10 protein-coding genes are annotated in these 14,628 nt (G+C 39.3%); 6 read left to right on the top strand and 4 right to left on the bottom strand.

All coding sequences use genetic code 11. The annotated features are described in order from the left end of the window. The first annotated feature begins 5 nt into the window (after nucleotides 1-5). Nucleotides 6-758: a MotA/TolQ/ExbB proton channel family protein gene (locus tag LVD47_RS19055; protein ID WP_236979742.1), complete on the top strand. Its 753-nt coding sequence runs from the start codon at nucleotides 6-8 to the stop codon at nucleotides 756-758. A gap of 644 nt (nucleotides 759-1,402) precedes the next feature. Here the strand turns inward: LVD47_RS19055 and LVD47_RS19050 are convergent. The 4 genes from LVD47_RS19050 to LVD47_RS19035 form a co-directional block, all read right to left on the bottom strand. Further along, nucleotides 1,403-3,034: a S41 family peptidase gene (locus tag LVD47_RS19050; protein ID WP_236979741.1), complete on the bottom strand. Its 1,632-nt coding sequence runs from the start codon at nucleotides 3,032-3,034 to the stop codon at nucleotides 1,403-1,405. A gap of 288 nt (nucleotides 3,035-3,322) precedes the next feature. Further along, the gene (locus LVD47_RS19045) at nucleotides 3,323-4,351 is read right to left on the bottom strand and encodes a hypothetical protein (RefSeq protein WP_236979739.1); all 1,029 of its coding nucleotides are present in this window, start codon (nucleotides 4,349-4,351) and stop codon (nucleotides 3,323-3,325) included. Nucleotides 4,352-4,479: 128 nt separating this feature from the next. Further along, the gene (locus LVD47_RS19040) at nucleotides 4,480-5,382 is read right to left on the bottom strand and encodes a pentapeptide repeat-containing protein (RefSeq protein ID WP_236979737.1); all 903 of its coding nucleotides are present in this window, start codon (nucleotides 5,380-5,382) and stop codon (nucleotides 4,480-4,482) included. Between the two features lie 219 nt (nucleotides 5,383-5,601). Further along, nucleotides 5,602-7,287: a C1 family peptidase gene (locus LVD47_RS19035; RefSeq protein ID WP_236979735.1), complete on the bottom strand. Its 1,686-nt coding sequence runs from the start codon at nucleotides 7,285-7,287 to the stop codon at nucleotides 5,602-5,604. A gap of 162 nt (nucleotides 7,288-7,449) precedes the next feature. On the opposite strand from LVD47_RS19035, the gene LVD47_RS19030 reads away from it, so the two are divergent. From LVD47_RS19030 to LVD47_RS19015, 5 genes are all read left to right on the top strand, one after another. Continuing rightward, the gene (locus LVD47_RS19030) at nucleotides 7,450-8,037 is read left to right on the top strand and encodes a YdeI/OmpD-associated family protein (protein ID WP_236979734.1); all 588 of its coding nucleotides are present in this window, start codon (nucleotides 7,450-7,452) and stop codon (nucleotides 8,035-8,037) included. Between the two features lie 71 nt (nucleotides 8,038-8,108). After that, the gene (locus tag LVD47_RS24155) at nucleotides 8,109-8,345 is read left to right on the top strand and encodes a PLD nuclease N-terminal domain-containing protein (RefSeq protein WP_369427825.1); all 237 of its coding nucleotides are present in this window, start codon (nucleotides 8,109-8,111) and stop codon (nucleotides 8,343-8,345) included. Between the two features lie 249 nt (nucleotides 8,346-8,594). Next, nucleotides 8,595-11,336, top strand: coding sequence for a DUF1553 domain-containing protein (locus LVD47_RS19025; protein WP_236979733.1), 2,742 nt, complete (start codon nucleotides 8,595-8,597; stop codon nucleotides 11,334-11,336). A 4-nt stretch (nucleotides 11,337-11,340) separates the two neighbouring features. Continuing rightward, a complete protein-coding gene (locus LVD47_RS19020; protein WP_236979732.1) occupies nucleotides 11,341-12,837 on the top strand; it encodes a DUF1501 domain-containing protein in 1,497 nt (498 codons plus the stop codon). A 69-nt stretch (nucleotides 12,838-12,906) separates the two neighbouring features. After that, nucleotides 12,907-14,328 (top strand): c-type cytochrome domain-containing protein, encoded by a 1,422-nt coding sequence (locus LVD47_RS19015; RefSeq protein ID WP_236979731.1) that lies wholly within the window; start codon nucleotides 12,907-12,909, stop codon nucleotides 14,326-14,328. Nucleotides 14,329-14,628: the final 300 nt, after the last annotated feature.

Genomic DNA, 14,628 nt, shown 5'->3' with positions numbered 1-14,628 from the left:
AAAAAATGAATAAGTTAATTACTATAGCCATCAGTTTAGCCGGAGCATTAGTCATCTGGTTTGTACTTACCCTTTTAGTAAACGCGACAGGAGCGATCCCCTCTATACAACGCCTGTTTATCATGTTCGGGGGCACCGAAAACGGGTACATTCAGTTTGTTTGTTATTTCGCTTTTATATATGCGATTCTTGAACTATACAAAATGCGCAGTTACTTAAAAAAGCAGTACGGGGGATTTAATCTAAACCTGCTGCCAGAAGAGGACCAATTGGTTCTCACTCCGGATGAAGTGGCCGACATCAAACTCAGCGTATTGGAAATCGAAAAGAGGGGTGTGCTTTATCTTATTTCGGATTTTATCAAAAAAGCCTGTACACAGTACCGCAATGACCAATCAATATCCGAAACACTGCAGGTGTTGGATGTCCAGATCGAAAACACGAAGGAAGAAATGGAAGGAAACCTGAGTATGGTGCGATACCTTATAGCAGCGATTATGTCACTCGGATTTATCGGGACACTAATTGGATTGACCAGTGCCATTGGGAATGCCCACCTGGCACAGACCGAAGAAGGTATGCCGATATTGACATCTTATCTCAATGCGGCTTTTGATACTACCCTGGTAGCCCTGGTCCTGGGATTGATCCTGAACTACATCTTCCACAATTACCTGGAAATCATGGACAATTTCTATGCAAAAAGTAAAAGATACATCGTCGACAATCTTATAAGTCGAATTTACAGACATACGTAAGGATTACGATCTGCAAACATTGCATTGGGTCCCTGTTCGGCTTTGGTTGAGCAGGGACTTTTTTTGGTTGTTTTTACAGAACATAGGTTATTGCATTTGTGCAAATGAGAAGAAATCCCGTAATAATGCAAAAGGTTGCTTTTGGGGGCAAAATCCCTAACATCCTGCAGAAATGAGGGAATCCCCTATGAGTCAGAGCTGCCTATGCTTCAGCAAATGAGCTTATACAGGACCTATTCAACTTTCTCCCCCCCCTTTCAGCTAGGTCGACCTCTATTCACCCTTTTGAAAATGAGTGACATTGTAAGGACATAATACTATTACAACAAAATCCGACACCCTCCGGGGTCGACATTCTAAATTAAAAACTCTGACTAACATACTCCAATCCCGCTGGGATTTTATGGGTTATCCGAATGGGGGTAAACAGATTATATCGCTTGGGGTAAAATAAATCTTCCATTAGTAATAGATGTTAGATTGAATTCAATAAGATGTAATGGATTATCTCTAATATAAACTGTAAAAACAATATCGCTAAAAAATAATATCCTTTCGCCTACAGACTTTACTATATCTAAGTAATCGAGGTTATCGTCACAATGCATTTCAGCGTATATAATTAGATAGAAACCTTTTTCAAATCACCTCACTAATGATATGGCTTTTTCCAAAATAGCATCGGAGCCAGAAAATCCGTCTTCTTCCACCACATAATCCGGAATATGCCCGGTTCCATTGGTGACTCCTTCCTCCGGATCTATTACTTTTTGAACGGTAAATATTGCTTTTATCCCTTCGGATACCTGCAAGCGAATGACAGAACCATTGGCACCGGCGGTATGGCTTCCCACTGATTCAAAACGGTCATAGGTTTTAAGCATTTGGAGAATGTATTCCACGTGACTTTGCGTTTGGTGATTAACAAGACCAATAACGTAGGAATTAAAAGGCCGTTTCCTCTTGTCTGTTTTCGGCGCGGTATAGCATCGATCACTGTTCTCATCCAAATTAAAACAACCAATATTAATAGAATCCTGGTTCATATACTTTACAAATCTTTTCTTTTCAAAAAGTACACACTGGTTGACGATATCTATAAAATCTATATATGGATAACTTCTCATATCCAAAATCAACGTATTATATTCTGATGCTTTTTCGAATACCTTTCTATAATTGTCTTCCGTAACTTTTCGAATATCCAGGTAACAAGTATTGGGATCAATTATTTCCAATGCTACACTGTCACTTTGATAAGCATCCTTTATGTCTTGATAGGAATAATACCTTATTTCAATGGTAACTTCTCTTCCATCCCTCATTATTTGAAATACATGATCCCGCTTATTTGATTTTGTACACATTTTCGCTATTTCACTTCCTTTGTCCTCAGGATTCCCGGCATACACATAAGGGCTATACGCAGATACCAGGGAATCAACCGAAATATCATCAATAGTCAAAATCCGGTCTCCCCTCTTTAAATTTGATGTCAAGATACCCGGTGCGTCCACATACATTCCTTTTTCCGGGCGATACATTAATTGGGAATCCAATTCGTACCATCCATTTCGAGATGAGAACTGTATACTTACCAAGTAGGAATGCGCATCTTCCATAGCAGCACTGAGCGCCATGAAATGAGTTTCATATTCCAGCACCGTATCAGATTTGAGGATTTTCTGAACATACATTGGAAGTAGTGAAATCCAATTTACTTCCATTTCATTCCTATAGGCATATAAATATTGAACAGCATTCCAATAATAGAGTAATGTCAATACACTCAATTCCGGGGTATTACGATCAAATCTATAACTACTATACTTAAACGGTACATTCTCTGGCACTCCACTATCCCTGAAATTTACCCGTTGTTTTGTACTGCCACAAACAAGTTTTTTTAATTTTTCTAATATATCTCTATCCAGGTCAATATGGTCCAGTATTGAAACACAACCACAGTCTTTCTTACCTGACCTTTCATACATCTTCAACTCGGAAATAAAACGACCGATAATTTTATGGCTTTCATCACCTCCTTGGTTAACAACCTTTTGTAGATAATATGCTCCCAAACTATCGATTTTATCATGTGGAACATCCGACCTAAATTTCAATGCTCCCCATATTATACCAAAATCAGCAATGTCACTCTCCAATGGACTTGGATTAACGCTCTCTCTAGCTGATCCGGATATTACATAAAACAGAAATGTGAAAATAAATATGGAGGGTTTTGAAAATTTAAACATGGCGTACAGCTTTGACATTAAGTATGTTGTTTAATTAATAATATAATCATGGAGAATATAAGAATTACAATTATCATTTTATAAAATTCATACAACAGCCCTGTGCCGGTTAGACAAAAGTCCAGATTATCCTATAATAATACTTGCTTGTTATTAAACCACGATCAATAAAAAAAGCCCCTGGCGCGTATGCACCAAAGGCAGAAAAGAGTTCTAATAGGAAAAATAACGGGCTACTATTGTGAAGATTTAGATAGGTTAAAAAGTGGATTTAATAATTGTCAGAAAACTGACGAACCTGTTTTCCTATTTGACCTCTCTGTAATTATCCAATTGGGAATACTCTCCCTGGTTCATAAGTACATCATTTGTTTGGTAATAATTACCATACGGGTCAACAAATGTTCTTTTATACCCCTGGTTGACCTGCATGGAATTACCATTATAGGGATTGGTAATGGTTTGTTCTTCATGAATTCCATTGACCGCATTTTGTTGGGATTGATATGAAGAGGCACTGCGGCTCCAATATCCGTTCATAGACATATCACTTATACTGTTAGAAGCATCCGTAAACGCTTTTTGCGTTGCCTGAAATGAAGCCTGATTGGCAGCCATCCTATTTTGATGGGCAATGGCACTATTCCTCATCCGTTGGTTCCACATTGCCTGATTACTGGCCATTTGTTGCTGATGTTGGGCCCTTTGATTTCTACCTGCAGCTATGATTTGTTGTTCATCATATTTTTTGTTGGTTAAGGCTTCTAGATAGATTTCCTTTGCATTCTCAAAAACTGCTTCAGGGGCTTCCAGTTCTTCCATGGACAAACTCCACATCGAAAACCCTGTATGGCTTCTGATCATTGTTTGCGTCAAAACAATCAAAGACCGATTTCCTTCCGGGTTCATCCACTCCGTCGCGAGCACATTGACACCCAGTGGCTGGAATCCATGAGCCTGTATAGTTATCTGTGCCAAATAACGATCTGCATTTTCCAGGTTTGTCAATGAATATTTTTTGATAAACTTTCCACCTTGTGCCTCAATCCTTGATTTTAGATTTTGCTCTACGATCGTCTCCAGGGCAACGGGATTGACTATTTGCCAACCTTTCGCTTGAGCAGCCTGGACCATCATCGGATTGCAATTGTAATAATAATTTTCAATGGTATTACTGTACACTTTTATTCCCTGGGGACCGATAATATAAGGATTACCTGTATGGCGAGGGCCTACTACATTCCATCCGTCGGGCAAAGCCAGATAAAACATATCTTTTTCTAAATAATGAAGTTGATAGTCAGAGGACTGGGCTTTTTGATCGGAGATTTGCATAGGTGGGTTTTGGCTGTTACAAGATTGAATACAAAACATAAAAATTGGTGCGAGTAAGAATATGTAATTTTTCATAACTATAATTTTTTTGATTTCACTTATGTATGGATTGAGCTCGGAAAAAGTCATCAGTTTATTCCAATTATTTTTTCATATTCAATGTTTTCCCGCTGAAAATCCCCTTTATCAAATCTACTTGACTCCAGATCCAAATAGCCGGTCAGCACTGATTTATCCATTTTCAATGCATAAAAGTCGCAAGAGCGCATCGATAAATCGTTTCCATTAAAACTTATAAATTCGGATCTCTTTCTGAAAAAAGAATGATCAAATACCAACTTCCCCGGACATTCAGCGTAATTAAATAGGAAATCCCGGTCACAATCCATCAGCGTAAAGTCTCCGTATCCCAATATTTTAATTGAATGCATCAATAAACGGTCGTTGAAATGGACATTTTGAAAACTAATGTCTTTGTGAAAAACAGATTTTGAAAAATTAACAGATTCGTGAAAAACGGCATCCTGAAACATAGTATTTTCAAAAAAATGGTTTTCGCGCATAGCGACCTTCCCTCGAAAAGAAGCTCCCTGAAATGACGGCTCCTCATAAAAGGTACAACGGAAAAAAGAAACAGCGCTACGAAATTCACACTCGCTAAAATCGACCTTTCTCTTAAAATCACAATCAATAAAGCGAACGGGATGTAAGAAAGATGTTGTTGTGTGATTATTTCTCTCCCTAAAATCCCCTGTCAGATCCCCTTCGAATGTGCAGTTTTCAAAAACCAAAACAGACCCACATATTGCGTACTCCCTACCCCCTCCCATTTTCGCTTTTGCAACCAATTCACTAATATTCAAATCCTTTGCAATTATCAGATCTTTGATGAATATAGGTTCTCCTTTTTGCAACAATTCTTCCACTCCCACATCTTCGTTATTGGATTGAAAGGATTGCTTCGTGCACTGGAATGATACAACCGACAAAAAGACAATAAATAGAGGAATAGATATTTTAAGCGTTTTCATTTTTAATTAATGTTTTTGATAGCATTTTGCTCTCGCGCTATTGCTATTGGAAAAGAATAGGCTCTTGTACAGGGATAACTTATGTCCATTATCTATTAACCGAGTTAATAATTATGAGAACTATAATAAAGACCCCGGGTTGGCCACCCGGGGTCTTTCTAAAGTGGGTACGGTTTCTATTTAACATACAATAAAGAATGGTAAATATTTTTTACTGTTTTACTTACTCTCTTTTGAATAAATAGCATTACCCAAATCCGTCTCTACATTTTTGATTTTTGCAGCTAATCTACCGGAAGCTTTTTCCCTTCTCAAAAAGTCCCTAATTTCTTCCGATGAATAGGCGTTTGGAGTTTCTACATTCACGGAAGTATTAAATACACTTGAAACTAATTTCATGTCATCCATTTTCTCAGCATTATCGAATTCAAAAACAGAAGGATTGGAAGGTTTACTTCCCTCTTTGGAAAGTGCAGCATATCCTTGTTCGAAGTAGATCGGCCACTCCGATGTATAAAATATATTGTTCATTTCATTTTCTTCCTGGTACACATCATCTCCATCTGCGATCAAAGCTAAATAATACTCTCCTGTAAGGTCAGGCATACTATACGTCCTGTAAATACTTTCATCAGCGAAGGCTTCTGCAGCAAAATCACTTCCGGAAGGGATATCCAGATTAAATTTACAATGATTATAAGTCTCACAATTGTAAGTATTCCTCTCTAATGAATTGCTAAACTCATCATAAAAAATGACACCGTAATCATTGATATCATACGCATTGTAATATACATAATAGACGGACCAGTTATCAGATGCGCTTGCAGTACTTTGACCAATGTTGTAAATATTCATATATACCTGTCTTTCATAAGGATCACCTGAAGTATCATACGTCGAATGATCACTAAACACCCAAGGTGCCAGGTCAACACTTGTACTTACCGGATCCGTATCCTCTGGTGGAGTAACATCGCCTTCACCTTCTTTATTTGCGGCTATAAAAAGAGGTTTGCCCCCATTAAAAGTAACGCAAAATTCATCCACCAGGAAGTTGTAATCAATCCATATAAACCCCTGATCACCCCAGGAAGGTCCCCAGGAATTGATAATTCGGAATGCTCCGTTTGAACCTTTCGAATCATCATATCCTATAATAGCCATAGCATGATAAGCGTGTATCCCTACATTGTCATAAGAAGAATTTGAGGACAAAACAGCATCCGAATTCCATGTCATAAAATTATCAGCCAATTTAGCACCCAAAATCACGGGGATATTATTGGCTATTTTGCTTTTGATGCTGGAGACGGTAGGATCTATTCTGCGCCAATATTCAATTTTATTTTGAACGGCTTCGGAAGTCCAATGATCCTGAAGATTTCGCTGTTCACATCCACCCATGCTTTCATACGGTACTGTAGCCATACTTGCAACACCACGATCTTGTAATTGGGCCAGCGCACTTGTAAAATTGGTTCCGTCACATCCTCCTTTCTCTGCATCAGGAATGGAAATAAAAAGATCTTTTGGGCTAAATTGATTCTGAGTTTGTGTCAATGCCTGTGGATCCAGCCCTTTTTCCATGGCTGAAATAGCTGTTTTTACATTGTATCCAACAGCCCATGCCACACAGGTTCCATAAGCACCCTGGTCTCCAATTGGGGGAAAATATTCAGTAAGGTCATAACGGGTAGGCAGGTTTTCTGTAGAGAATCCAAAATTTGGTGCCATGGGGATTTTACTTAGATCTTCATTTTCAGGGTTCCAGCCTGTAAAAAAATCCGAAACGGGATCCGGCTCTGAATCTGTAGGACGGGGCATTACATCATCTTTTTCACAGGAAGTGGTTATAAACAGGAATAGAGACAAAAACAAAAATAACTGAGAATACGTTTTCATAGCAGAAGATTTTATTGATTTAAAATTTAATTCTTAATGACCGGTGTATATAATTTCTCGGGAGAACGATCATTTATTTATTCATAGAATGGAAGGAAGAAAAGTCATCAGTTAAGACCAATTAAATTTTTTTTTTGTATTTTTCATCAACAGGTTTGAATCATGGCTAGAACGGTAGAACAGTATATATACAGCAACCAACATTGGGACAAAGAACTTCATAAATTACGTGAAATCTGTAATAACTCCGAGTTGACAGAAGAAGTGAAATGGGGAGCTCCCTGTTACACACTCAACGGAAAGAATGTTATTGGGATCAATGGCTTTAAATCTTATGTTGGTATTTGGTTCCATCAAGGTGTTTTTCTGAAAGACCCTCACCAATTACTCGAACAATCCGATGACACTACAAAAGGATTAAGGAAAATGATGTTTCAATCCCTGGAAGAAATTGAAAAGAAGGAAAATATTATAAAAGAATACGTCGAAGAAGCTATTCAAAATCAAAAGGAAGGTAAAGAAATTAATATTTCCAAACCAAAGGAAGTTATACTCCCCACCGAACTTATAGAACATCTAGATAAAAATCCAGATCTAAAAAAAGCTTTTGAAAAATTCACCCCAGGCAAACAAAGGGAATTCGCCGATTACATAACCGATGCCAAACAGACTGCCACAAAAGATCGTCGACTCAAAAAAATATCTGAAATGATTTTGGATGGAATTGGACTACACGACAAATACAAATAAACCATTTATCGTCACACGTAAGAGTTTATTATATTAAATCCCATTATATATTTAAGAACAACTATACTACAATGAACAACTTTTCATTAATTGGCTTACCGGGTGGTTTTGAACTACTATTATTCGTACCTGTATTATTATGTCTTGTACTAACTATATGGGCACTAATCGATATTTTACGAAGTAATTTTCGCGGTAATGATAAAATCATATGGGTACTGGTAGTGTTATTTTTACAATTTTTCGGTGCTATTTTATATTTTCTCATTGGTAGAAGACAAAAATTACACCGGTATTCGGAGTATTAGAACGAGCCGTCTCGTTTAAATAAAAGGTCACATCCTACTACAAATGAAACAAAAGCATATAAAGCAAGTAAATATCTCATAGTATGATCTACGGAAAATTATAAATCCTTTTTTCATACAAAAACATCCAAACTTTATTCCACTATTACCCTCGCTGATAGTTAATATCGTTATATAATCTCATTCAATTTGCATATTTTTACTTCTATTCTTACATTAAGGGAAATAATTGATTAGGATAAATTAAATATGAGATTTACATATTCTATAATATTAGGTATTTTGGCCGCTGTCTTTATCTTCTATCTAACTGATATTGATGACCCCATAGACTACAGCACGCAAGTAAAACCTATCCTGAACAAACACTGTATTAGTTGTCATGGCGGGGTAAAGAAAAATGCTGGTTTTAGCCTTCTTTTTAAAGAGGAAGCCTTAGCCGATACAGAAAACGGCCATCCGGCTATCATTCCGGGAAATGCAAGTGAAAGTCCTTTTATACAACGACTCAAAGAAACCGACCCGGAAATGCGGATGCCGTATAAGAAACCTCCTCTACCAAAAGATGAAATTAAAATACTCGAAGCCTGGGTAAACCAGGGTGCAAAATGGGGTAAACATTGGGCGTATGAGAAAATAACCAGTGTAGAACCCCCTGAAGGCCCACGATTCGCCTCTCTTGATACAGAAGAACAGCCCTTCTTTCAAAACGAAATCGATAAATTCATTTATTCAGGTCTGCTAGAACACAATCTGACACCTTCCAATCCAGCAGATACCGCTATCCTATTGAGGAGATTATCTCTTGATATTACCGGACTCCCCCCTCTGGACCGATGGAAAGAAAATTACCGTTCGGGAAAATGGTCTTATGAAATCTTGATCGACACTCTGCTCGCCAGTGAAAACTATGGAGAACATTGGGCCAGTTGGTGGTTGGACCTTGCCCGTTTTGCTGATACCAAAGGATATGAAAAAGATCCACCGCGCGCCATGTGGAGATACCGGGATTGGGTTATTAAAGCTTTCAATGAGAATAAACCGTTTGATGAATTTACCATTGAGCAGTTGGCCGGTGATTTGCTTCCTAACCCCACCAATGATCAATGGATTGCTACAGCATTCCACAGGAATACCATGAATAATACAGAAGGGGGAACGGATAACGAAGAGTTCAGGGTAGCTGCAGTGGTTGACCGCGTCAATACAACGTTCGAGGTTTGGCAAAGTACCACCTTTGCCTGCGTTCAGTGTCATAGCCATCCCTATGATCCGTTCAAACACGAAGAATACTATGAAGTAATGGCTTTCTTCAACAATAGCAGGGATGAAGACACTAATGATAACGAGCCAAACCTGAGACTTTACAATAAAGAACAAGAAGCAGACATCACCGAGATATCCAATTGGTTAAAAGATAACCAATTGTCACCAAAAGAAATTAGTCGTGAAATTACATTTCTAAAGACACTGGAACCAAAAATTTCACCGGATTATTTTTCGGATTTCCACAAGGGTGAGTTGATTGATACAAAATGGCTCGGACTCCGTAACACCGGTCATTGCATGTTAAAAAACACCTATGTAAATGATGCTGATCAAATAATATTTTACTATAACGCCTACCAGAACCGAGGTAAATTAACCATCCGGCAGAACGATGAAAAAGGAGAGATTCTGGCAGAAATTCCTATCAATAAAACAGGGGGGAAAAAAATCGAAATTTTTCCTTTTAAACCCAAAAAAGGTTACCAGGATTTGTACTTTGAATATTCCAATCCCGCACTTGAAGAACAGCAAAATTCTTTTTACGTAGAATGGTTAGCATTTCACAAAAGTTTACCGGGAAAAGATAAAAATGAATACCCCTCCATCCAACAAAAATTTAATAAACTTCTGGAGTCCACCCCTCCCCTGCAGCCCGTAATGGTAGAAAATCCGGAACACCGCTTCCGGGAGACACGGATTTTTGAAAATGGGAACTGGATGGCTCTTGGAGAAGAAGTGCATCCCGATGTCCCGGAATCGCTCAATGATTTCCCGGCTGATGCAGATCGCACCCGATTGGGACTGGCTCAATGGTTAGTAGATGAAAACAATCCTTTAACTGCAAGAACATTGGTGAACAGGATTTGGGCACAAATTTTTGGCCAGGGATTGGTGCGAACGTTAGAAGATATGGGGACTCAATCGGATATTCCAGAACATGGAAAATTAATGGATTGGTTGTCTCATCGGCTGATTTACGACCATCAATGGGATGTCAAAGCTTTAATCAAGGACATAGTAATGTCCGGTACGTATCGCCAGTCTTCCAAATCCAATTCTAAACTCCGATCTGTCGATCCTTATAACCAATTATATGCCCGGGGACCCAGATTTCGTCTTAGTGCGGAACAAATAAGGGACCAGGCCTTATTTGTTAGCAAATTGCTATCCGGAAAAATGTATGGTCCCAGTGTAATGCCTCCACAACCCGAAGGAATATGGAAGACAGTATACAGCGGTGAAAAATGGATCACAAGTGAAGGAGAAGACCGTTATCGCCGTGGTCTTTATACCTTTATTCGACGAACCAGCCCATATCCTTCTTTCATTTCATTTGATGCCGGAAGTCGCGAAATTTGCGAAGTACAACGACTGAGAACCAATACACCACTACAAGCACTGGTAACATTAAACGATCCTGTTTACCTGGAAGCAGCTGTAGCCATGGCAACCCAATTACTTGAACAGCGTCCGGAATCTATTGATTCTGCCATCGAAAGAGCATACAAAAACGCTACATTGCAAGCATTAGAAACCGAAAAATTAACTCCTTTAAAAGACCTTTATGAGTCTTCTTTACAACATTTTGAAGAAAATCCGGAAGCCGTAAGTGAATTCCTGGACTATTATAAAGAAGACTTTGAAAAGTCCAAAAAAATTGCCGCCATGGCCGTAGTCTGCAATGCGATCATGAATTTAGATGAATTTATTACAAAAACATGAGTTGATGAGTGTAGAAAAATTACTTAAAGAAATCGGGGATAGAAAAGCGCAAAAATCTACCAGACGACACTTTTTGTTCGACTGTGCTGCAGGACTGGGAACAGCTGCGCTGGGTTCTATGTTTTTGTCAGGTTGTTCCAACTCCAAAAGTGAAAAATTATCTTTGAGCGCCCGAGAATTAAATCCATTAGCACCGCAATCTCCCCATTTTGCAGCTAAAGCCAAAAGAGTGATTTATCTCCATATGGCCGGAGCACCTTCACAATTAGAATTATTTGATTACAAACCCGACCTCTTCAAGCTCCATGACCAACCCTGTCCGGAATCGTTTTTAGAAGGAAGGAAATTTGCATTTATCCGCGGAGTCCCAAAAATGTTGGGACCGCAAGCAGATTTTCGGCAACGTGGTGAATCGGGAGCCTGGATATCCGACAATTTACCTCACTTTAGTAAAATGGCCGACGAAGTAAGTTTCTTAAAAGCGGTACATACAGATCAGTTCAATCACGGACCTGCCCAGCTCTTTATGCATACGGGTAGTGCTCGCCTTGGACGCCCATCTATAGGTTCTTGGGTTACGTACGGGCTAGGCACAGAAAACAGTAATTTACCTGGGTTTGTAGTACTCACATCAGGGGGCAAAACCCCGGATGCAGGAAAAAGTGTATGGGGTAGCGGATTTTTACCTTCTGTTTATCAGGGAGTTCAATGCCGGTCTAAAGGCGATCCGGTTTTGTATATCAATGATCCGAAGGGGGTTAATCGACCGCTAAAGAAAAAAGCTATTGATGCAATCAACGCCATTAACCGTGAAGAGTTTGAAGAATACCAGGACCCGGAAATCCTTACCCGGATTAATCAGTATGAAATGGCCTATCGAATGCAGATCGCAGTACCGGAAGTTATGAATATCAATGATGAACCCGAATACATCCATGAGCTCTATGGCACGGAACCCGGTAAAGAAAGTTTTGCAAACAACTGTTTGCTAGCGCGAAAACTTGTTGAAAAAGGGGTTCGTTTTGTCCAGTTATTTGATTGGGGCTGGGACTCCCATGGAACGGGTGAAAGTGGATCACTCAATTACGGGTTTAAGAATAAATGCAGGGAAATTGATCGTCCTATGTCGGCATTGCTACTGGACCTAAAGCAACGAGGATTGCTCGATGACACTCTAGTGGTGTGGGGAGGAGAATTCGGTCGTACCCCTATGCAGGAAAACCGAGAAGGTAAAGAGCAGTTTTTTACCGGGCGTGACCATCATACAGAAGCGTTTACTATGTGGTTGGCAGGTGGGGGAATCGCCAAGGGTGTATCTTATGGAGAAACTGATGAAGTTGGGTTTCTCGGTGTGAAAGATCGGGTATCCGTACACGATATCCATGCTACGATTTTACATTTATTGGGATATAACCATGAAGAATTTACATATGAATTCCAGGGAAGACCTTTCCGTTTGACCGATGTGCACGGCCATGTGATCAAGCAAATACTGGCATAAACCTATTATTGGAAGAATATAAAACCACAACATCAGTCACTATAATAATCATATACTAGCAGGTCAAATATGGATATAAATATTTTAGTAGGGCGCTTTCATCCTTTGATTGTCCACCTTCCCATTGGATTTCTCATTCTGGCCATCTTGTTTAAAGGTATGGAAGTCAAAAAGAAAACTTCTGATTATAGATCTGCCTTAATGCTCATATTATTATTGTCTTCAGTTGCTGCAATTTTTGCCTGTATATCTGGATATTTACTTTCACGGACCAGTTCTTACCCCGACAACGAGATCAGCATTCACATGTGGGCGGGTATAGTCCTGGCTATCATTACTACCACCTGGTATTTCCTTGAAAAGTCATCCAATAACAAACCAATCCTAAAAAAAGGTATCGCCGGCCTGGCAGGGGTGCTTGTGATGATTACCGGCCACTGGGGTGGGAATCTCACCCACGGGAAAGGATACTTATTACAGGGTTTACCCCCGGGGGTACAAAAAATTCTGGGTCACACCCCCAACGAAGCTGAAAAATTAGAATTTAATATTTCCAATATCGATAGCACAGCAGTCTACGACGAAATTGTGCAGCCTATTCTCGAAGCACGCTGTTATTCTTGTCACAGCGATCGGAAACAAAAAGGGGAATTGCGGTTGGACAGTCCCGAAAACATTCTCAACGGTGGTGAATCCGGAGATCCTTTGGTAGCAAAAAAAATAGAAGAAAGTAAATTGCATCATACCCTAACTTTACCTTTGAACGATGATTTACATATGCCACCGAAAGGGAAAACGCAATTAACTGAGTACGAAATCGCTGCCATAAGTTCCTGGGCTGCTCAGGGCGGAGATTTTAATAAAATTGTACTCCAATTGGAAGACCAAACGGCCGTCCGCTCATGGTACGAAGATCAAATTTCGGATCAGAAACTCTTCGCCAATCCACTAATCCCAAATGAACCGGCTCCCAACCCCGATATAGAGGCAATTGAATCACTGGAAAATCAAGGGGTATTGGTACAACCCGTTGGTACAAACAGTAATTTTCTTGATGTTTCTTTCATTAATGTTCCCAAAATAGATATATCTACCCTGGCATCCATAGAATCCCTTCGAGATAATATTATCTGGATTGACCTTTCGGGACACAATATATCTAAGCAATTTATTGAAAGAGTCATTCAACTGCACAGGATTACGCATCTGGACCTGGCATATGACACCCTTCAAACAGGAACGCTGGCGCCCCTTTCCTCACTGTCTAATATCCGTATACTTAACCTTACGGGAGCAATAGTGGAAGATGATCTGGCTACTATCGGAAAAATTGAAAGTTTGGAGAAAATATTCACCTATCAATCCTCAATTTCCCGAGAAGCCATAACGTCTTTTATCAATAAGTTTCCACAGATTAAGGTTGATACAGGTGGCTATACATTACCTCCAATACCAGCGGATACGGTTATTTATAAATTTGAGCGGGAATAGTTTCTCTCATTAAAAATCTATTTGTATCCCAAGACTGGGAATTATAGTTCCAGCTGATGCTTCAATTTCTTTGAGTTTATATCTCTGTTGCTCAGCAGGAGCATTGGGGTTAATAATAATCGGGGGTCCCACCGGCACCCCAGAATCATTTAATTCACGATCAAGTATTAGCTCCGGCGTTCCGGGTGCATAACCAGTAATATTTTCGATATCAAAATAGTAGTTAGGGATATTCAGTAGTAAGGTACTAATGGGTTAGATAATTGAAGAAGTTTTCTTTGGCCATTCATTAAATACACC

Source organism: Membranihabitans maritimus, assembly GCF_021729145.1.
GTDB classification, from domain to species: domain Bacteria; phylum Bacteroidota; class Bacteroidia; order Chitinophagales; family Saprospiraceae; genus Membranihabitans; species Membranihabitans maritimus.
Note: the sequence above shows the minus strand (reverse complement) of the source record. Positions and strands in the feature narration are given on the sequence as shown.